Origin of the sequence: Parafrankia sp. FMc2 (genome assembly GCF_041008525.1) — a bacterium.
Classification (GTDB): Bacteria; Actinomycetota; Actinomycetes; order Frankiales; family Frankiaceae; genus Parafrankia.
Window position 1 is genome coordinate 16,059 of the sequence record NZ_JBFLUG010000006.1, and the last position, 19,559, is coordinate 35,617.

Here is a 19,559-nt window from a genome sequence, read left to right on the forward strand (position 1 = left end):
CGGTACGTTGAGTATGTCGAGTGTCACGGTGAGTGGTCGGGAGAAGGTCCCGGGAGGGTGGTCGGCGAATGGAACTGCGCGACTACGTGCGCGTCCTGCGTCGAAGCTGGTTGCTGGTGCTGACCTGTGCGCTGCTGGGTGGTCTCCTTGCGGCGACGGCAAGCTGGCGGCAGACGAAGATCTACGCGGCGTCCGTCACGATGCTTGTGTCCGCCTCGGACGCCGACGCCGCCGGCGCGGCCTCGGCGTACCAGGGCGGCCTGCTGTCCCAGCAGCGTGTGACGTCCTACGCCAGTCTCGTCGCCAGTGAGCGCGTCGCGGCCGCCGTGATCGACAAGCTGCAGCTGGACGAGAGCCCGGCGGCGCTGCGCAGCCGGATCGAGGCCCAGGCGGTGCCGGAGACCGTCCTGCTGCGTGCCGTCGTACGCGACGCCGATCCGCGGCGCGCCCAGGAGATCGCCGACGGGATCGGCGAGGTCTTCTCCAGCGCGGTCGACCAGATCGAGCGGCCGGCCGAGGACGAGCCGCCATCGGTGCGAGTGCGGGTCTGGGAGGACGCCAAGCTGCCCACCACGCCGATCTCGCCGCAGCCCGTCCGCAACATCGCGCTCGGCGTCCTGCTCGGCCTGCTGATGAGCATCGCCGCTGCGTTCGTCCGGTACCGGCTGGACACCAGCGTCGGCGGTGACGCCGACGCGAACAGCGTCACCGGTCTCGCGACCATCGGCATGATCGCCTACGATTCCGCCGCCGTGCGGCGTCCGCTGATCGTCCACCTCAGCCCGCACTCGCGGCGCGCCGAGGCGTTCCGGCAGCTGCGCACCAACCTGCAGTTCGTGGATGTCGACGGCGGCCCGCGCTCGATTCTCGTCACCAGCTCGGTGTCCGAGGAGGGCAAGACCACCACCGCCTGCAACCTCGCCATCACCCTCGCCCAGGGCGGTGCCCGGGTCTGCCTGGTCGAGGGAGACCTGCGGCGGCCCTCCTTCGGCGACTATCTGGGGATCGAGTCCGCGGCTGGGCTGACCTCGGTGCTCATCGGCGCCGCCGACCTGGACGACGTCCTCCAGCACTGGGGGGAGGGCCGGGTCGGTGACGGGCGGATCGAGATCCTGCCGAGCGGCCCCGTCCCGCCGAACCCCAGCGAGCTGCTCGGGTCGCGCCACATGGCCGAGCTGCTCCAGGTGCTCGACAGCCGGTTCGACATCATCCTCGTCGACGCGCCGCCGCTGCTGCCGGTGACCGACGCCGCCGTCCTGTCGACCCGGATGGACGGAGTGCTGCTCGTCGCGCGTTCCGGGCGGACCCGGCGCGAGCAGCTGCGCCGTGCCACCGAGAACCTGCGGGCCGTGGACGCCAAGCTGCTCGGGACCGTCCTCACCATGATGCCGACGAAGGGCGCGAACGCCCACTACTACGGCAAGTACGGCACCTACGCCCCGCACCCGCAGCACACGCGGTCAGAGCGCGGCGGCTCAGCGCAGCCAGCGGCGGGCGACCGGGGCCTGCGCCCCGTCGCCGGCCGCAGCGCGGCCGGGTCCGGGAAGGGGAAGGGGAAGTCTGGCAGCACTCGAACCGCCACGGCCGGCACGCCGGCCGGCGCCAGGGACAGTTCTCCCCCGATCAGCGGAACGCTGGTCACCACCCGGCCAGTCGCCACGGCCTCCGTCGCCACCGGCCCGGCGGCGGGCTCGGGCGCCGTCACCGCATCCGGCGGGGGCTCGACGTCCGACGTGCGGGCCGCCTCGCGCAAGGCGGCGACCCGGGGCGCTGCGGAGGCGGGCGGCCGGCTGGCCGACGGGAGCGGTGCGCGGCCGCGGCCGGTCAACAGCCCGGTGGACGGGACGCCGGCCACCGTCCGCGAGGCGGCTGCCGCCCGCGCCGAGGGCACCAGCAGTGCGGGCGGCAAGGACCCGGAACGCACCGGGGACCTGCCGGTCATCGAGATCGCCTCCCAACGGCAGCCGGATGATCCCACGGCCCCGCTGAGCTACGGCGGGGCCGATCACCCGGACCGTCCCGCGGGCCGGTGACGGAGCGGACCACGGGGGGAACGGACGTTGATCGCGGTGCTCCGGCGCAGCAGGCCGGGGCACCGCAGGGCGCGGCGTCGCCGGCCAGGAAGCTGCCAACCCAGGCGCGCGCAGGCCAGCTACCCGGGCGTATTCGCGGCCGGCGCCTCGTCACGGTCGGCGGGGCGGTGGTCGTCATCCTGGTGGCGGTCGCTGCATGGATCGCCGTGCGCGGGCTGCTGGCCCGGTCCGAACTGGAGGGGGCCCGGGCGCAGATCGCGCAGCTGCAGGCAGCGGTCTCGCGCGGGGACGTGCCCGAGCCGTCGGACCTGCGCCGGACCATGGACGACATCGCCGCCGCGACGAGCTCGGCCCGGTCGCTGACCTCCGATCCGATCTGGTCGATGGCGGGCCACCTGCCGTTCGCGGGCTGTCCGCTGCGCACCAGCGCGGAGCTGGCCACGGCGCTGGACGGGGTGGCGAGCGGCGCACTGCCGTCGGTCGCCGAACTGAGTGACCAGCTTTCCCCGGCAACCCTGCGTACGGGAACCGCGGTCAACGTGGCCGCGCTGGCCGCCGCCCGTGGGCCGGCCGAGCAGGCGCGCGCGGCGGTCGCTGCGTTCGAGGCGTCGGCCCGACGGGCGTCGCCGTGCGGCGCGCTCGGCCGCCGTCTGGGGGTCGGCGCGGCGCAGCAGGAGGCCGTCGCCACCGGCGAGCGCCTGCACGGCGTCCTGGACACCCTGGTCCTCGCCACCCGTCTCGGGCCGGACATGCTCGGTGCGGGCGGGCCCCGCCGCTACCTCCTGGTGGTGCAGAACCCGTCGGAGTCGCGCGCGAACGGCGGCATCATCGGCGGGTTCGGCGTGCTGACGGCGGATGACGGCCAGCTGGAACTCGACGACATCTCCGGCAACGACGCGCTGCCCGGCACCGCGACGCAGACCCGGCCGGCGGCGAACCTGTCCCCGGAGTTCGCCGCGCGCTACGGCTCGTTCTGGCCGGCACGGGTGTGGGCGAACGCCAATCTGACGCCGGACTACCCGACGGCGGGCCGCCTCTACTCCGCGCTCTACCGGGCCGGGGCGGGGCGGGGCGTCGACGGGACGATCAGCCTGGACCCGACGACGCTGTCCTACCTGCTGGCCGCGACCGGCCCGGCGGTTCTGCCGGACGGCCGTTCCGTCGACGCCGGGGAGCTGGCCGAGCTGGTCGAGTCCCGGGTGTATGCGGAGATCGCCGACGTCGGCGCGCGGGACGCCTTCTTCGCCTCGGTCGGCGAAGCCGTGTACCAGTCAGTGGTCACCGGGGGCGGTTCCGCGGGGGATACCGCGGACCTGATGCGGGCGCTGGCGCGGGCGACAAGGGAAGGGCGGCTTCAGGTGTCAAGCAACCACGCCGATGAGCAGCGTGTTCTTTCGTCGACCGCACTCGGCGGCGCGCTGCTGGACGTGCCCGGCCCGTTCCTGGGTGTGGTGACGCAGAACGCGACGGCGAGCAAGCTCGACTACTGGATGCGCCGCCGCACCGACTACCGGATGCAGCGTCGGCCGGACGGTTCCGGGACGGCGACGATCACCGTGACGCTGGTGAACGCAGCACCGGAGGGTCTGAGCGACTACGTCCGTAACCGCGGAGACGTCGACATCCCCGGCTGGCGGAATGAACAGGCCCAGAACCGGCTGTGGCTGTCGGTCTACACCGGCCGCGGAAGTGCGCTCGTGGACGCCGAACTCGATGGCGAGCCGGTCTCGATGGCGGTAGGGGCGGAGTTGGGGCGCCCTGTCCTCTCGACATATCTGACAGTGGACCGCGGGCAGACGCGGACGTTGCGGCTCCGGGTTCTGGAGCCGTCGTCCGGTCCGTATCTAACTCTCCGTAGTCAGCCTCTAACATTCCCGGAGCACCTCGTGATAGAGGGTCTGTCTATCCAGCACCCATGGTCGCGTAGAGTTAGGTGATGGTGACTGAAGGTTGTAGACACTCAGAGTGACTCTCTGTACTCTGCCCGTAGCAATCATCCGACTGGTTATACGGATCACCCGCAGGGAGAGTGTCTGAATGAAGTTCCGAACTCTCGGCGTCGCGCTGGTGGCGGGCGGCGGGCTGGCGCTCGCGGCGCTGCCGGCTTCCCCGGCGGCGGCCTTTGATGACAAGCCCGTGCCCTACCCTCCGGTGGGCTGCTCGGGCGCGAGCGGGGAAGGAAGCGTCACCAAATCACTGCTGCTTTTGGGGGAAGCCACCGTCTTCGGAGGGTGCGGATTCCTCCCCGGATCCACCGTGACGATCGAGCTCGGCGGTGTCGGGCAGGGCACCGTCAGCGCGGACGGCGCCGGCCGGTTCAGCGCGCCGGTCGTCCCGACCACCGTGGGCATCCAGACGCTGGTCGCCACAGGTGTGGCCGGTGCCCCGGGCACGACGAGCACCGCGCAGGACACGGGTCTGCCCGAGGAGGGCGACTGGTTCGCGGACAAGACCGGTGAGGAAGGCGGGCTCTTCGACGACAAGGTCGCCGACGAGGCTGTGCCGGTCGTGCCGGTCGTGCCGGAGGTGCCGGAGCGCGACGCCGTCGTCGCCGACCCGTCGCTCCCGGCCGTGGGCGGCCCCGCGGTCGACGTGCCGGCGGTCGAGGCGCCTGTGACCGACGTGCCAACCACCGGTGCGCTGCCGGCCGATGGTGCGACCAACCCGGCTCCGGAGGTCCCGGGCAGGCTCGCCAGCGCCATCACGCCGGCCCAGGGACCCTTCGGGTCGCGGGTCGTCACCGCCACCATCACCGTCATCGGGATCGGCCAGGGCGGAATCACCGGCCTGCCGATCGACCCGGGCCTGATCGCCAGCTGGATCGGCAACTGGGGTAACTGGGACGACAAGCACGACAAGCACGACAAGGACCGGGACGGCCGGGACGGGTCCTGCTTCGGTGACGGCTTCGACAAGGACAAGGACAACTTCGACAAGGACCGGGACGGCATCGACAAGGACAAGGACCGCGTCGACACCGTGAAGGACGACAGGTTCGGCGAGCAGCGGGGTCTGGCCGCGCCGGTCCCCACTGCGCTGGCTGACGGTGACGACAGGTTCGACGACAAGGACGACAAGGACGACCTGTTCGGTGACAAGGACCGCGACCGCGACCGCGACGGTGACTGCATCATCGCCGGTGGCGTGGTCGGTGTCGGCGTCGGCGGTGCCGGTGCCGGTGCCGGTGTCGGTGGTGCCGGCGCGGGTGCCGGTGCCGGCGCGCTGCCCTTCACCGGTGTGGAGACCGGTGCCATGGCCTCCATCGCCATCGCCCTGCTCGGTGGCGGTGTCCTGCTCCGCGTCGCCGCCCGTCGCCGCCGGCTCGCCGGCCGGGCGCAGGGCTGACCTCACTGGTCAGCCGTAGCCACTGGTCCGGACATCCGTGCGGACCACACCCGGGGTGGGCGTCCGACCCGGCGGACGACGAGAGCGTCCGGCGTCGTGGCTGGGGTACACACCTCGCCGCGAACCGTGGTCAGGAGATCCGGAGCCGTGACGACACGGTGATCCGGCGCCACCCATGAAAGGCACGGGCCGTCCGCGTACCCACGCGGACGGCCCGTCGCCATGGGGCGATGTGGCCATGTCGGCAGGTGGCCGTCCGTCAGGCGGCCGAGCGCTGTCAGGCGGCCGAGCGGCGCAGCGGGTCGAACGGCGCGAGCTCCGCCGGTGTGTGCCCGCTGACCAGCGCGGAGGCGACCAGCCGCCCGGTGACGGGACCCAGCGTGATGCCCCACATCCCGTGGCCGCCGGCGACGTGCACCCGTGCGGAGGCGGTCGGCCCGATGAGGGGCAGCCCGTCCGGCGTGCACGGCCGCGGGCCCACCCACTCCAGGGTGCGGGCGTGCAGGTCGACGCCGCGCAGCAGTTCACGGGCCGCGGCGGCGATCGCGTCGATCCGCCGTGGGTCGGGCGGCGCGTCGGGGCGGCGGAACTCCATCATCCCGGCGATCCGCAGCCCGGTGCCGATCGGCGTGCAGGCCACCCGGGACGCCGGGAAGTAGAGCGGGCCGGCGGGCGGCTCCTTCACCGGGACGCTGAAGCTGTAGCCGCGGCCGGCCTGCACGGTCGTGCGCACCCCGAACCGGGCGGCCAGGCGGGGCAGCCAGGCTCCGGTCGCCAGCACCACGGCGTCGAACGGCGCGGGCGGGCTGGTGTGGTCGGCCATCGTGAGCACCACCCGTGAACCCAGGTCGATCACTTTGTCGACGGCGGCACCCTCGCGGATGAGACCGCCGCGCTCGCGGACCGCGTCGGCGAGCGCGGCGACGAACCGGCCGGGGTCGCAGTACCGCTGGCCGTGCACCTGGACGACGTGGGTGATCTGCTCGGAGAGCAGCGGCGCGAGGTCCCGGGCCGCCAGCGGGTCCAGGACCTCGGCGTCGACCGGCTGCCCGCAGGTACGCACCTCGTCGAGTTCGGCGAGCAGTGCGTCGGCGCCGCGCCGGTCGCGGTAGCAGGCCAGGAACGGAGCGGCGGCCCGGGTGGGGGCGGCGACCCCGCCGTTCGCGAGCTCGTCGAAGGCGTCCAGGCTGCGGCGGGTGAGGGGGGCGAGCGCCCGCATCGCCTCGCGCCACCGCCGGTGGGTGCTGTGCCGGACGAAGCCGGCGAGGAACCGGGCGAGCCGCGGATCGGCGGCGGGCGGCAGGTAGACCGGGGAGTCCGGGCGCAGCACCATCCGCAGGCCGTAGCCCAGCACCGCCGGTTCGGGCAGCGGGGTGGCCAGCCCCGGTGTGAGCCAGCCGGCGCTGCCCCAGGAGGCCCCGGCCCCGGCCCCGACCGGGCCGGAGGTCACCTGGTCCCGTTCGAAGACGGTGACGCCCACCCCGTGTTCCTGGAGGTACCAGGCGGTGCACAGGCCGACCATGCCGCCGCCGATGACGGCCACCTGGTCAGGGCCGGGCTGCCCCGAGGGCCGGTCGGGCCGCGTCCAGGGCCGGTCGGACGGGCGAGCGGACGAGCCGGTTGCGGGACGAGGGTCCACGGAGTCCACGCCCCGACATGTTCCCCCGCCCGGGCGGGTTCAGCCCCCAGAGCCGCGAACCGGCCGTCCGCCGGGCACCTCGGGGCCCGCCCGGGCGGGGGCGCCCGGGCGGGAGAGACGGGCTACCGCCGGGTGAGGGACCGCAAGTACTCGCGGTTGAGGTTGCCGATGCTCGTCAGCGGGATGCCCTTGGGGCAGGCAACGGTGCACTCGCCGGTGTTGGTGCAGCCACCGAAGCCCTCGTCGTCCATCGCCCCGACCATGTCGCGCACCCGGGTCTCGCGCTCCGGGGCGCCCTGCGGCAGCAGGTTGAGGTGGGTGACCTTGGCCGAGGTGAACAGCATCGCCGAGCCGTTCGGGCAGGCCGCGACGCAGGCCCCGCAGCCGATGCAGGTCGCGTTGTCGAACGCGGCGTCGGCGATGTCCTTGGGGACGGGAGTGGCGTGCGCCTCCGGCGCGCTGCCGGTGACCACGGAGATGTAGCCGCCGGAGCCGATGATCCGGTCGAAGCCGGAGCGGTCGACGACCAGGTCGCGTACGACCGGGAAGGCCGCCGCGCGCCACGGCTCGATGTCGATCGTCTCGCCGTCGGTGAACTCGCGCATGTGCAGCTGGCAGGTGGTGGTCCGGTCGCGGGGGCCGTGTGCCTGGCCGTTGATGACCACCCCGCACATGCCGCAGATGCCCTCGCGGCAGTCGTGGTCGAACGCCACCGGGTCCTCGCCCTCGAGGATCAGCCGTTCGTTGAGCACGTCGAGCATCTCGAGGAAGGACATGTCCGGGCTGACGTCCGCCAGCTCGTAGGTGACCATGGCACCGCGGTCCTCCGGGCCGCGCTGCCGCCAGATCCGAAGGGTGAGGTTCACGGTCGGGGCTCCTTCGAGTGCTGTGGGCTCGTCGCGCGGCGCGCGGACGTCCGTGCTCGCGCCGCCGCATGCGGCGCTGGGAAAGCGGATGGCGGGAGTACGGGAGCGGGGCTGCCGGGGAACCGGCCGACTCCCCGGCGGGCGGCAGGTGGCTCCCCGGCGGGTGGCTCCCCGGCGGACAGTGCCCCCGGAGCCGGCCGCCGCCGCGGAGCCCCCGGGGTGGGGGCGTGCGGGCGGCGGCCGGCCATCGGGGTCACGAGTAGTTGCGCTGGGCCAGGTGGACGTAGTCGAACTGGAGCGGCTCCCGGTGCAGCACCGGGGCCCCGCCGGTGTACTCCCACGCCGCCGCGTACGCGAAGTGCTCGTCGTCGCGCAGCGCCTCGCCGTCCGGGGTCTGGCTCTCCTCACGGAAGTGACCGCCGCAGGACTCGGCACGGTGCAGGGCGTCGATGCACAGCAGCTCGCCGAACTCGAGGAAGTCCGCGATCCGGTTCGCCTTCTCCAGCGACTGGTTCAGCTCGCCGGAGTCGCCCGGCACCTTCACCCGCCGCCAGAACTCCTCGCGCAGCTCCGGGATGCGGGCGAGCGCCTTGCGCAGGCCCGCGTCGGTGCGGCCCATGCCGCACTCGTCCCAGATGAGCTCGCCGAGCTCGCGGTGGAACGAGTCGGGCGTGCGGTCGCCGTTGATCTCCAGCAGCCGGCCGAGTCGGCCGGTGACCTCGCCGACCACCGACGTCACCGCGGGGTCGTCCAGGCTGACCGAGCCCAGCTTGGTGCTGGCGATGTAGTTGCCGAGCATGGGCGGCAGGACGAAGTAGCCGTCGGCCAGGCCCTGCATGAGGGCGCTGGCACCGAGGCGGTTCGCGCCGTGGTCGGAGAAGTTGGCCTCGCCGATGACGAACATCCCGGGGATGCTGCTCTGCAGGTCGTAGTCGACCCACAGCCCGCCCATCGTGTAGTGGACGGCCGGGTAGATCCGCATCGGGACCTTGTACGGGTCCTCACCGGTGATCCGGTCGTACATCTCGAACAGGTTGCCGTACTTCTCGCGGACCTTGTCCTCGCCCATGCGCTTGATGGCGTCGGCGAAGTCGAGGTACACACCGAGCCCACCCGGGCCGACGCCGCGGCCGTCGTCGCACTGGTACTTCGCCGCGCGTGACGCGATGTCACGCGGGACGAGGTTGCCGAAGGCCGGGTAGATGCGCTCCAGGTAGTAGTCGCGCTCGGCCTCGGGGATCTGGTCCGGCGAGCGGGTGTCGCCCTTCTTCTTGGGCACCCAGATACGGCCGTCGTTGCGCAGCGACTCGCTCATCAGCGTGAGCTTGCCCTGGTACTCCCCGGAGCGGGGGATGCAGGTCGGGTGGATCTGCGTGTAGCAGGGGTTCGCGAAGTGCGCCCCGCGCCGGTGGGCCCGCCACGTCGCCGTGGTGTTGGAGCCCTTGGCGTTGGTGGAGAGGAAGAAGACGTTGCCGTAGCCGCCGGTGGCGAGCACGACCGCGTCCGCCAGATACGGGGTGATCTTGCCGGTGACCAGGTCACGGGCGACGATGCCGCGGGCCCGCCCGTCGATGACGATCAGGTCGAGCATCTCGGTCCGGGGGTGGATCTCCACGTTGCCGGCGTCGATCTGGCGCGACAGCGCCTGGTAGGCGCCGATCAGCAGCTGCTGCCCTGTCTGGCCCCGCGCGTAGAACGTCCGCTGGACCTGCACACCGCCGAAGGAGCGGGTGTCGAGCAGGCCGGAGTACTCGCGGGCGAACGGCACACCCTGCGCGACGCACTGGTCGATGATCTGCGTCGAGATCTGGGCGAGCCGGTAGACGTTCGACTCCCGGGCGCGGAAGTCGCCGCCCTTGACCGTGTCGTAGAACAGCCGGTAGACGGAGTCGCCGTCGTTGCGGTAGTTCTTCGCCGCGTTGATGCCGCCCTGCGCGGCGATCGAGTGCGCGCGCCGGGGCGAGTCCTGGAAGCAGAACTGGATGACGTTGTAGCCCTGCTCGGCCAGTGTCGCGCCGGCGGCACCGCCGGCGAGGCCGGTGCCGACCACGATGACGGTGTGCTTGCGGCGGTTGGCGGGGTTGACCAGCTTGGCGGAGAACTTGCGGCGGTCCCAGCGGGTCTCGATGGGGCCGTCCGGCGCTGCGGTGTCGGCGATGTCGTCGCCGACGGTCCAGTAGGCGCTTCCGCCAGAGCCGAGGGAATTCGTCTCGGGCATCTCAGTCCACCAATCCGGCCAGCACGGCGATGGGAACGGTCACGAAGCCCGCCGAGATGAGGACCGCCAGAACGGTCGCGGCGATCTTCAGGTTCTTCTCCCGAGCCGCGCTGTGCACGCCGAGGGTGCGAGCAGCGCTCCAGAAGCCATGGTGAATGTGCAAACCGAGCGCCAGCATCGCGATGATGTAGAAAAGTGTGACCCACCACACGGAGAAGCTGGACACGATGTTGTCGTAGGCGGCGCCTTCGACTCCGTGCCGGTTCACCGTCAGGGTCGTGAAGTCCAGGAGGTGGTAGATGACGAAAAGGGCGATGATGATGCCGCCGTAACGCATCGTGTTGACGGCGTAGCTCGCCTCGAGTCGCTGCCGGTGAGCGTACTTCTGCGGCCGGGCCTTCAGATCCCGTCGGCTGAGCTGGTACGCCGTGGTGGCGTGCAGCACGATCGCGACGAGCAGCAGGGCCCGCATGATCCACAGGAACCAGGCTCCGTGGAGCGCGGGGACCCCGATCGTGCGCAGCCAGTGCGCGTACTCGTCGAAGCTCTCGCGGCCGTAGAAGATCTTCAGGTTGCCGAGCATATGGACGAGGAGATAAAGCAGCATCACCCCCCCGGTGACGGCCATCACAGCCTTCTTGCCGATGGTGGACCGCCAGAAGATGCCTACGGGGGACGTAGGCCGCGCGTCGTTCGTTACAGCCACGCTGCGAACCCTAGGGACAACTTCCTCATCGGTCCAAGACATGCTGGGCCTCAGCTCGATAGGCTGCGCCTATCGTCAGTTACCCTAAGGTGTGCAGCTTCATCAGCTTGCGTACTTTGTCGCCGTCGCCGAGACCAGGCACTTCACCCATGCGGCCGAGCGCGAGCACGTGGCGCAGCCCTCCCTCTCGCAACAGATCCGTGCACTGGAACAGGAGCTGGGTAGTCCCCTCTTCAACCGAATGAGGGGCAACATCACACTCACTCCGGCAGGGGAGACTCTGCTGCCGCTGGCACGTCGGATCCTCGCCGACACCGAGACGGCCCGCCGGCAGGTGCAGGAGCTGCTCGACCTGCGCCGGGGAACTGTGCGGCTGGGGGCGACGCCCAGCCTGTGTACCGGGTTCCTCCCTGAGGTGCTGTACGCCTTCCACCGGGAGTACCCGGGCATCCACCTCGTCGTCGAGGAGGGGGGCTCCCGCGATCTCGTCCGCGACCTCGCGCAGGGGCACCTCGATCTGGCGCTCATCATCCTTCCCCTGCACAGCACCGATCCGGCGCTGGCGACCATGCCGCTGCTGCGGGAGGACCTCGTCCTCGTCACCTCGGAGAACTCCCCGCCGCCGGCGCGGGATGGTCAGCTGCGGGTGACAGACCTCCGGAACCGCCCCATGGTGATGTTCAGACGGGGCTACGACCTGCGCGAGTTCACCGTCGGCGCCTGTCGGATGGCCGGTTTCGAGCCGACCTTCGCTATCGAGGGCGGCGAGATGGACGCGGTGGTGGGATTCGTCGAGGCGGGTCTGGGCGCGGCGGTGATCCCGAGCATGGTCGCCCGGCGCCAGCGCCTGCGAAGCACCGGCTTCGTGCCGCCCGGCCTGCACCGGACGATCGGTCTCGCGCACCGGCGTGACGTCGAGCCGCCGCAGGCCGCCAAGGAACTCCGCCGCAGTCTCCGCGCCTATTTGAAGAGCACCGCCGCCGCCGGCACCCTCCCGCCCGGAACCGATCTCGTCCCCGAGTGACTCCGCGCTGTTCGGAGGGTCACTTCGAGTACGACAAAAAGGGCATATGATTTACGTCACACTGACGAGAGGTATTTTCCTGGTTAGCGTGGCCCGAGCGGCCCTATTGTCCGTGGTCGGTGCTCAGTAGTGCTGGCGGCGGTGAAATAGGGCTGGAGCAAGGATTTTTGTCCGGTGGCTGCGGGGGAGCGGTGCCGCGCGTGTCGCGATGCGGTGTTTCCCGGGCAGGTGCCGGCGCCGAAACGGGGGTTGGCGCGATGTCGTTCGTGCTGTGCTGTGCTGTGCGGAATATTATTTCGCGATCTCCCCGTCCGGCGGGTCACCGGCGCCCGGCGACCCGCCGGACACTGGCGGCCTGCCGCCCGGGGGATTCGGCTCACCGCGGCCGGCGGCTGGGGCCGCCTGTCCACGACCTGCGCCACCAGCAGACCGGGAGCATCGCTGACCAGCGGTTTTCCGGTGGGCTTCACGGCGCCCCGCGGGGAGTGGGTGGGTGGTCGTGACGGTGCTCGGTGACCGTGCGGACCGCATGGGACTCTGGTCCGAGATGCGTAGGCGTGCCGAGAGCTCCTGGTTCGAGCGACCAGAAGACGTCGCGCCCGCGCGGCCGAAAAATCTGCCGGAGCTATCGGAGCATGCTGCTCCGAACGCTCCGCACATTCGTGCAGGAGGAACTGTGAACAGCGTCGACCTTGCTCTCAAGGAAGCGATGGAGATCGACGGCGCGACTGGTGTCGCGCTGGTGGACTTCACCAGCGGAATGACCCTGGGAACCCTGGGCAGCAACCCCTCTTTCGATCTGGAAGTGGCTGCGGCCGGTAACACCGAAGTCATCCGGGCGAAGATCCGCACGATGGAAAGCCTGGGGCTGGCCGACACCATCGAGGACATCCTGATCACCCTGGGGCGGCAGTACCACCTGGTTCGCCTGCTGCAGAGTCACACCGGGCGGGGCCTGTTCCTCTACCTGGTCCTGGACAAGGGTCGCGCCAACCTCGCCATGGCGCGTCACCGTCTGCGCTCCATCGAATCGCAGCTCGACATCTAAGGCGCCGCCCCTGCCGGCATCCACGGCATACATCGCGTACACGGCATCCAGGGCACCGCCGGTGGCGCGCGGTCGGCGCCGGCGGCGGCGCCGACCGACGCGCGTGTCCGGAACGCTGCACGGGTGAATGATGGACGTCGTGACGAGCACGCCGACGACAGGTACGCGACGACGGACCCGCGCATGACCGACCCGCGCATGACCGACACATCCACGACGGATACCGCGACGGCGGGCACGCCGACGCTGCGGATCACCGGGCGGGTCCTGGTCGGGCCGGACGACGTCCGGGGCGAGGTCTGGGTGGTCGGCGGGCGGGTGACCTTCACCGCCCCGACCGGTGCCGCCGCCCGCGAGGTCCGGACGGTCACGGGCTGGGTGATCCCCGGTCTCGTCGACGCGCACTGCCACGTCGGTCTCGTCTCCACCGGCGCGACCGACACGCGGACGGCCGAGGAGCAGATCCTGGCCGACCGCGGCACCGGTGCCCTGCTGCTGCGTGACGCCGGGTCGCCGTCCGACACCCGGTGGATCGACGAGCGGGCGGACCTGCCCCGCCTGATCCGCGCCGGCCGGCACATCGCCCGCCCGAAGCGGTACCTGCGCGGGTACGCGGCCGAGGTGGAGCCCGACGAGCTGACCGCCCAGGTCGCCGAGCAGGCCCGCCGGGGCGACGGCTGGGTCAAGCTCGTCGGCGACTGGATCGACCGGGCGACGGGCGACCTCGCCCCGTGCTGGCCGGCCGACGCGGCACGTGCGGCCATCGACACCGCTCACGCCCTCGGCGCCCGGGTCACGGCCCACTGCTTCGCGGAGAGCTCGCTGGCCGACCTCGCCCACGCCGGTATCGACTGCGTCGAGCACGCCACCGGTCTCACCGACGTGACTGTCGGGCTCTTCGCCCAGCGGGAGATCGCCATCGTTCCCACCCTGGTGAACATCGCGACCTTCGAGGAGATCGCCGCCGGCGCGGAGGCGAAGTTCCCCACCTACGCCCGCCACATGCGCGACCTGCACGCGCGCCGGTACGACACCGTCGCCACCGCGTTCGAGGCCGGCATCCCGATCTACGTCGGGACGGACGCCGGCGGCTCACTGCCGCACGGGCTGGTGGCCGACGAGGTCGCCGAGCTGGTCGCGGCCGGGATGCCGCCGCAGGCCGCCCTGGGCGCCGCCTGCTGGGACGCCCGCCGCTGGCTCGGCCGGCCGGGACTGGCGGAGGGCGAGTCGGCCGACCTCGTCGTGTACCCGGCCGACCCGCGGCTCGACGTGCGGGTGCTGCGGGCCCCCGAGCTGATCGTCCTGCGCGGTGAGGTCTACTAGACGTCCGCCGGGCCGGCTGGGCCGGCTCGCCCTGGCGGCCCTCGCGGAACCTCTGTGCGTGCTGCTCGTTGTCAGCTGGTGAAGCCTCCGGCGCAGCGGCCCGCCGGTGACAGGGTGGTGACGCGGTGGCCGCGCGAGCGCGGAGGCCGCGATGGTGGAGCTGGTGTCCGGGGCCAACACCGACCTGGCCGGCAGCGAGCTCTCGTTGTCGCTGCCGGGACCGTTCGACCTGTCCGCCCTGGTACTCGGGGCCGATGGGCGCGTCTCCGGCGACCGTGACATGATCTTCTACAACCAGCCGAACGCCGCCGGTGTCACCCTGCGGGACACCCCCGAGGCCCGTGTCATCGACCTGAACCTGGCCCGGCTGCGCCCGGGTGCCGAGCGGGTCGTCCTCGTGGCCAGCCCGGCGGACGGCGCCAGCTCCTTCGGGAGGCTGCCACCGCCGCTCGCGACCGTGCGCGCCGCCGGCCGCCCGGTGGCGACCCTGCGCCCGCCCCGCCTGGACACGCAGACCGCCCTGCAGATCGCCGAGTGCTACCGCCGCGGCGGGCGGTGGAAGATCCGGGCGCTGGGCCAGGGCTATGCCGACGGGCTGGCCGGGCTGGCCCGCGACTTCGGTATCGAGGTCGAGGAACCGCCGGCGCCGGCGGTTCCTCGGGCGTCGACACCAGCCCCGGCTCCGGGCCGCATGGTGCCCGCGCCGGGGCCCGCCGGCGACGTCCTCCTGGAGGTTCTGGAGCTCACCAACGCCGAGCGGGCCCGCTTCGGACTGGCGCCGCTGTCCGCCGAGCCGCGCCTGGCCGCGGCCGCCGCGCGGCACAGCGCCGACATGGCCGCCCGTGGCTTCTTCGCCCATGAGACGCCGGAAGGTGTCGGTGTGGCCAACCGTGTCGTTGCCTGTGGCTACGCCTACGCGGTGGTCGCCGAGAACATCGCCGCCGGCCAGCGGACCGCCCGCGAGGTCGTCGCGGGCTGGATGGACAGCCCCGGCCACCGGGCGAACGTCCTGCGGCCCGAGGTGCGCCAGCTGGGCGTCGGCCGGGCGGAGGGCGGGGAGTACGGCGTCTACTGGACGCAGGTTTTCGGGACTCCGCGCTGACCCCGCAGCTGACCGCAGATCCGATGACCCGTTCGACCAATTGACTCGTTTTACCTGGTAGTCAGTGTCGACGTTGTGGATGGTTTGCTTGCTCCACCCGTGTTCGTGACCGTACGTTCCCACAGATCACCGTGATCAGCTCTCGGCGGTGAGCAGAGGGGTCCGCGTTGCGCCGCGGGCCGCCGGGGAGACGTCCGCGGTCCTTCCCGAGCACAGCCAGGCACCGGCCACGGTGCGACGTGAGGTGGGCGCCGTGGACGAAATCATGGGCTACGCCCTGTTGAGCCTGGGCACCGGTGCGCTCTACGCGCTCGTCGCCACCGGCGTGGTGGCGGTGCAGCGCGGCGCCGGCGTCCTGAACATGGCACAGGGTGCGCTGCTGGCCTGGTCGGCCTACGCCTTCCACGGCGCGCACACCACCTGGGGCCTGCCGGTCGCCCTGGCGGCCGTGCTCGCCGTCGGGTCGACGATGGCGATCGGCCTGGTCTTCCACCACCTGGTCCTGCGCCCGATGCGGCAGGCGACGGCGGTGCTGCGGCTCATGGCCACCCTGGGCCTGCTCATCGTCATCCAGTCCTCGCTCACCCTGATGTACGGCGGGGAGGTCCGGAACTCGCCGACGGTTCTGCCGACGTCCAAGGTGACGCTGTTCGACACCGCGGTCGGCCTGGACGTCTTCGTCCGCCTCGCGGTGGTGGCGGCGGTCGTGGCCGGGCTGTGGGCGGTGTTCCGGTTCACCACGCTCGGGCTCGCGGCCACGGCGGTGACGGAGAACGCGCGTGCCGCGGCCACGCTCGGCTGGTCGCCCGACACCGTCGCGAGCTGGGCCTGGCTGGCCGGTTCGGCGCTCGCCGGGCTCGGCGGGGTCCTGCTGGCGCCGCTGCAGAACCCGCTGTCGGCCGGTGGGCTGATGCTGCTGATCGTCCCGGGGCTGGCGGTCGCGCTGGTCGCCCGGTTCCGGTCGCTGCCGGTGGTGCTCGGCGCCGCCCTGGCACTCGCCGTGGTCGAGCTGGAGATCCAGGTCAACCTGATCGCCGACCATCCCGCCTGGCGGGGCCTGGACCGCGCGGTTCCGCTGGCGGTGATCGTGTTCTACCTGGCGGTGCGCGGGCGCGGCATCCCGGACCGCGGCCATGTCGCCGACCGGCACCCGTCGCTGGGCAGCGGGCGGGTGCACTGGCGGGCGCTCGGCATCACCGTCGCCGCCGCCCTGGCGGCGCTCTGGTGGCTGCTGCCGGCAGCGTGGGTGAACGCGCTGAACGCGAACGCGATCTGGGCGACGATCATCATCTCGGTGGTGGTGCTGGTCGGCTTCACCGGCCAGCTCTCGCTGGCGCAACTCGCCTTCTCCGGCACGGCCGCGCTCATCGCCGGGCGGCTCGTCGCCATCCAGGGCTGGCCGCTCGAGGCGGCGCTCGTGGTGGGCGTCGCCGGCACCGCCGTCGTCGGGGTGCTGTTCGCGCTGCCCGCGCTGCGCACCCGCGGGCTGCAGCTCGCGGTGGTCACACTCGGCCTGGGGGCCGCGGTGGACGCCCTGCTGTTCCAGCGCGGCTACCACTCGCCGGCCCCGCCGAGCCCGTTCGGTGACCTGTTCGGTGATCTCGCCCGGCTGGAGGGGACGGAGGTCGGCGACACCACCCTCTTCGGCATCAGCCTGGACAAGGTGGCGCACCCCCGCGGTTTCGCGACCCTGTCGCTGCTCTCGTTCGTCCTGCTCGGCCTGATCGTGGCCAACCTGCGGCGAGGGCGGGCGGGGCGGCGGCTGATCGCGGTCCGTACCAACGAGCGGGCCGCGGCGGCACTCGGCATCAGCGTGGTCGGGGCCAAGATCTACGCCTTCGCGCTGTCCGCGGCGATCGCGGGCTTCGGGGGAGTGCTCTACGCGTTCTACGCCTTCGGTGAGCGCGGCAACATCGACTACGGCGCCGGTCTGTTCTCCCCGTTCGCCTCGATCCTGCTGATCGCCTACGCGGTGGTCGGGGGTGTCGGCTGGATCAGTGGTGCCTTCGCCGGCGCGACGATGGCCGCGGAGGCGCTGGCGACCAGGTTCGGGGCCTGGGCGGGCAGCCTGCTGGAGCGGGTGGGCGCTGTGCTGCGGGTGCTCCTCGCCGCGGTGGCCGCGCTGGTGGGGCTGGTGGTCGGCCGGGCGGCCGCGCCGCGGGAGCAGCCGCACCTCGCGAGCGCCGCAGCGGCGGGCGGGTCCGCGCGGCGGGGCGCGGCCCACCGGATCGGCCGGCTGCTGCCCTGGCTGTGCGCCGCCGTCTTCGCGGGCGTCGCCCTCGCGCTGGGCGGACGGGTCATCGACTGGCTCGCCGACCTCGATCGGTACGTGCCGCTGATCGGCGGCCTGGTCCTCGTCGTGGTCCTGTCCCGGTCGGGTGGCGGCATGGCGCCGGAGAACGCCCGCAACGCCCGGCGGGTCCTCGATCGCCATTTCCCCCGGGCCGTCGAGCGACGGCTGGCCGCCGACGGCGTGCGGGTCTCCCGCCTGCTCGGCCCGGCCGCACCGGCCGCACCGGCCGCACCTGTTGCGCCTGCTGTGCCGGCGCGGGGGGCCGACCTGCCGGCTGGGCCGGCGACGGGCCCACTGCGGCAGGTGGGCGCGGTCGCGTATCCGGCGCGCCCGGCGACCCTGTCCGTCTGGGGGCTTTCGGTGCGGTTCGGCGCCGTGGAGGCGATCCGCTCGGTGGACCTGCGGGTGGAGCCCGGCCAGATCGTCGGGGTCATCGGGCCGAACGGTGCCGGAAAGACCACGGTCATCGACGCGATCACCGGCTACACGTCATCCGTGTCGAGCTCCCTGATGCTCGGCGAGACCCGCCTCGACCGGCTGCCGCCGCACCTGCGGGCCCGCGCCGGCATCAGCAGGTCGTTCCAGAACCTCGAGCTCTTCGAGGACCTGACCGTCCTGGAGAACATCCAGGCCGCCTGCGACCCGCGCGACGCCCGTGCCTACCTCGGCGATCTGGTGTTCCCGCGATCCCGACCGCTGCCGGCCGCGGCGGCCGCCGCGGTGGAGGCGTTCGGGCTGCGGGAGGACCTGCTGCGCACCGTCTCGGAGCTGTCGTACGGCCGCCGCCGGCTGCTGGCGATCGCCCGCGCCGTGGCGACCTGCCCGTCCGTCCTCCTCCTGGACGAGCCGTGCGCGGGACTCGACGAGACGGAGAGCGCCGGGGTCGCGGCCCTGCTGCGCCGGCTCGCGGACCACTGGAACCTGGGGATCCTGCTGAACGAACACGACATGGAGGTGGTGATGCGGATCTGTGACCAGATCGTGGTTCTCGACGGTGGCGAGGTGATCGCACGCGGCACCCCCGGTCAGATCCGGGTCGACCCGCGGGTGCGCAGCGCCTACCTGGGGACGTCCGCACCCGTCGCCGCCGCGGTGGGCAGGACACGGCAGTGAGCCCGGCACCGTGGCGGCGGCAGGCCCGCGCCGCGACCGTACCGACGCCGGAGGCGGCCGTACCGGCCTCCCGTCAGGCCATGCCCAGGCAGACCAGGGCGGCTCCTGGAACGGGGGCGACGCCGGCGGGCCCCGGGCCCGGGGTGCCGGTGCCGGTGCTGACAGCGCGCGGGCTGTCGGCCGGCTACGGCGAGGGCGGGCCCGCAGTGCGTGACCTCGACCTGGACCTGTGCCCGGGCGAGATCGTGACGCTGCTCGGGCCGAACGGAGCCGGCAAGACGACGACGCTGCTCGCGCTGAGCGGGGCGCTGCGGCCGCGCACCGGGGTCGTCCGCTGGGCCGGCCGGGTGACGACCGCGCCGCTGCACCAGCGGGCCCGCGCCGGCCTGGCCCTCGTTCCCGAGGACCGGTCCGTGATCATGGAACTCACCGTCCGCGAGAACCTGCGGCTGGGGGCGGCCGACGCCGACCTGGCCCTGGAGACCTTCCCCGAACTGGCCGGGCATCTGGACCGGCGGGCCGGGCTGCTGTCCGGCGGTCAGCAGCAGATGGTCGCCCTGGCCCGGGCTCTGGCTCGCCGGCCGGCCGCGCTGCTGGCCGACGAGCTGTCACTCGGCCTCGCGCCCCAGATCGCCGAACGGCTGCTGGGCGTCGTCCGGGCAGCGGCCGACGGTGGCCTGGCCGTGCTCCTCGTGGAGCAGCATGTCCGCAGCGCGCTCGCCGTCGCCGACCGGGTCATCGTCCTGCGGCACGGGCAGGTCGCCTGGTCCGGCCCGGCGGAGCAGGCGCGGGCCGATCCGGACGTGCTCGTCGGCGCCTACCTGCCCCTCGCCTGACCAGCGTGCGCCC

Annotated in this window: 13 protein-coding genes; 9 read left to right on the forward strand and 4 right to left on the reverse strand. The window is 72.5% G+C overall.

Annotated elements, in window-relative coordinates:
* Positions 1 to 68: 68 nt before the first annotated feature.
* The 3 genes from AB1460_RS03885 to AB1460_RS03895 all read left to right on the forward strand — a co-directional run bounded on the left by AB1460_RS03885 (position 69) and on the right by AB1460_RS03895 (position 5,378).
* On the forward strand, positions 69 to 2,033 hold the full coding sequence (locus AB1460_RS03885) for a polysaccharide biosynthesis tyrosine autokinase (protein ID WP_368959180.1): 1,965 nt from the start codon (positions 69 to 71) through the stop codon (positions 2,031 to 2,033).
* A complete protein-coding gene (locus AB1460_RS03890; RefSeq protein ID WP_368959181.1) occupies positions 2,030 to 3,970 on the forward strand; it encodes a DUF4012 domain-containing protein in 1,941 nt (646 codons plus the stop codon). The genes AB1460_RS03885 and AB1460_RS03890 overlap by 4 nt, the downstream gene beginning before the upstream one ends.
* Before the next feature lie 100 nt (positions 3,971 to 4,070).
* A complete protein-coding gene (locus AB1460_RS03895; RefSeq protein WP_368959183.1) occupies positions 4,071 to 5,378 on the forward strand; it encodes a hypothetical protein in 1,308 nt (435 codons plus the stop codon).
* 277 nt (positions 5,379 to 5,655) lie between these two features.
* Here AB1460_RS03895 and AB1460_RS03900 read toward each other — a convergent pair whose 3' ends face one another.
* The 4 genes from AB1460_RS03900 to AB1460_RS03915 form a co-directional block, all read right to left on the reverse strand.
* Positions 5,656 to 6,921: an NAD(P)/FAD-dependent oxidoreductase gene (locus AB1460_RS03900; protein WP_368959252.1), complete on the reverse strand. Its 1,266-nt coding sequence runs from the start codon at positions 6,919 to 6,921 to the stop codon at positions 5,656 to 5,658.
* Between the two features lie 218 nt (positions 6,922 to 7,139).
* Complete coding sequence (locus AB1460_RS03905; RefSeq protein WP_368959184.1) at positions 7,140 to 7,883, reverse strand: succinate dehydrogenase/fumarate reductase iron-sulfur subunit; 744 nt, start codon at positions 7,881 to 7,883, stop codon at positions 7,140 to 7,142.
* Positions 7,884 to 8,136: 253 nt separating this feature from the next.
* A complete protein-coding gene (locus tag AB1460_RS03910) occupies positions 8,137 to 10,101 on the reverse strand; it encodes a fumarate reductase/succinate dehydrogenase flavoprotein subunit (RefSeq protein WP_368959185.1) in 1,965 nt (654 codons plus the stop codon).
* Between the two features lies 1 nt (position 10,102).
* Entirely contained in the window at positions 10,103 to 10,807 is a 705-nt protein-coding gene (locus AB1460_RS03915) for a succinate dehydrogenase cytochrome b subunit (RefSeq protein WP_084131546.1), read from the reverse strand.
* 91 nt (positions 10,808 to 10,898) lie between these two features.
* On the opposite strand from AB1460_RS03915, the gene AB1460_RS03920 reads away from it, so the two are divergent.
* The 6 genes from AB1460_RS03920 (at position 10,899) to AB1460_RS03945 (ending at position 19,546) form a co-directional block, all read left to right on the forward strand.
* Positions 10,899 to 11,831, forward strand: coding sequence for a LysR family transcriptional regulator (locus AB1460_RS03920; protein WP_368959186.1), 933 nt, complete (start codon positions 10,899 to 10,901; stop codon positions 11,829 to 11,831).
* 709 nt (positions 11,832 to 12,540) lie between these two features.
* Positions 12,541 to 12,879, forward strand: coding sequence for a hypothetical protein (locus AB1460_RS03925; RefSeq protein ID WP_420497187.1), 339 nt, complete (start codon positions 12,541 to 12,543; stop codon positions 12,877 to 12,879).
* Positions 12,880 to 13,077: 198 nt separating this feature from the next.
* Complete coding sequence (locus AB1460_RS03930; protein WP_368959253.1) at positions 13,078 to 14,202, forward strand: amidohydrolase family protein; 1,125 nt, start codon at positions 13,078 to 13,080, stop codon at positions 14,200 to 14,202.
* Positions 14,203 to 14,353: 151 nt separating this feature from the next.
* On the forward strand, positions 14,354 to 15,304 hold the full coding sequence (locus tag AB1460_RS03935) for a CAP domain-containing protein (protein WP_368959188.1): 951 nt from the start codon (positions 14,354 to 14,356) through the stop codon (positions 15,302 to 15,304).
* Between the two features lie 253 nt (positions 15,305 to 15,557).
* The gene (locus AB1460_RS03940; protein WP_368959254.1) at positions 15,558 to 18,710 is read left to right on the forward strand and encodes an ABC transporter permease subunit; all 3,153 of its coding nucleotides are present in this window, start codon (positions 15,558 to 15,560) and stop codon (positions 18,708 to 18,710) included.
* Positions 18,707 to 19,546 (forward strand): ABC transporter ATP-binding protein, encoded by an 840-nt coding sequence (locus tag AB1460_RS03945; protein ID WP_368959189.1) that lies wholly within the window; start codon positions 18,707 to 18,709, stop codon positions 19,544 to 19,546. The genes AB1460_RS03940 and AB1460_RS03945 overlap by 4 nt, the downstream gene beginning before the upstream one ends.
* Positions 19,547 to 19,559 lie beyond the last annotated feature (13 nt).